We start from the raw sequence: 466 nt of genomic DNA on the forward strand, positions 1-466 counted from the left end.
GTCTGTTCCCTTGTGGCGTTCGACCCAAGCGTTATAGATGGCCTTGGACTGGGGATCAGCGTTGGAGCCATTGAACAAGACGAGCTTGTCAGCGTAGCCATTATCTGACAGCAGCCGGACGAGATATTCCTGCGTGCGGAGGGACTCGGTGAAGATGATGGCCTTTTCGGCGCTTCCCAGCTCCCGCGCCATGGCAAATCCTGCGCGAAGCGCACTGAGCAGGGCGAGACCTTTCGCATTTTCAGAGATCGAGACAGCGAGATCACGGAACGCCCGAAGGTCAGCGATTTCCTGACCGATCGTGGCGATATCGCTTTCTGTTAGAAGTTCCGGTTCGTCGGAATCCTCCGACCATTCGTCGGCGACCTCCTCGTACTCCTCATAGTCCTCGGTAATTTCCTCAACCAGCTTTTCCCGTACCGACGAGTCGTCCCGGAGCTGTCGCTCCAGCTTGCGCGCCAGCGAG

1 pseudogene is annotated in these 466 nt (G+C 57.7%); it reads right to left on the reverse strand.

Annotated features, from left to right (window positions below):
• Window positions 1–466: pseudogene (locus tag AB1462_RS31865) on the reverse strand (DEAD/DEAH box helicase); the annotation flags it as partial.

The sequence above is a fragment of the Pseudomonas sp. SB113 genome, assembly GCF_040754745.1.
Classification (GTDB): domain Bacteria; phylum Pseudomonadota; class Gammaproteobacteria; order Pseudomonadales; family Pseudomonadaceae; genus Aquipseudomonas; species Aquipseudomonas grimontii.